General features: G+C 50.0%; 1 protein-coding gene. It reads left to right on the plus strand.

Annotation, left to right across the window (positions count from 1 at the left end; all coding sequences use genetic code 11):
- A partial coding sequence (locus AAC854_RS23005; protein WP_340619117.1) for a DEAD/DEAH box helicase occupies nt 1-508 on the plus strand: 508 nt, incomplete at both ends.

The following is a 508-nucleotide window of genomic DNA, read 5'->3' on the forward strand; positions in this document are numbered from 1 at the left end:
TTATCCGTGACAGTGACATACCCGTAGTTGGGTTGTCGGGCACACCCTTTGCGCCGTTCTTGGGGACTTACTACGAAAAACTGATTAAGCCCACCACCATGAAGGAACTGATTCAGCGCGGGGATTTAAGTAAGTACGAATTCTATGCCCCGATGAAACCGGATTTAAGTGGCGTTAAATCCAGTAACAATGCTGAGTACGGCAGTGATTACAAAGAAGACGAAATCGCCGAGATCATGTGCGGGGCTGACTTGGTGGGGGATATCGTCAGTAACTGGCTGGCGAACGGCAATAACCAGCCGACCATCTGCTTTTGCGTCACGGTCAGCCACGCCAACTTCGTTACCGTTGAATTCAATCGGGCGAGGGTCAATGCTGAGATCATTACAGCTCAGACACCTCATGAAGATCGCCAGATTATCATTCACCGCTTTGAGCAGGGTGCGACTAAAGTCATCGTGAATGTTGGCACCTTGATCGCGGGTTTTGATAGTGATGTGCGCTGCAT

This window comes from Xenorhabdus entomophaga, from assembly GCF_037996725.1.
Taxonomy (GTDB): Bacteria; Pseudomonadota; Gammaproteobacteria; order Enterobacterales; family Enterobacteriaceae; genus Xenorhabdus; species Xenorhabdus khoisanae.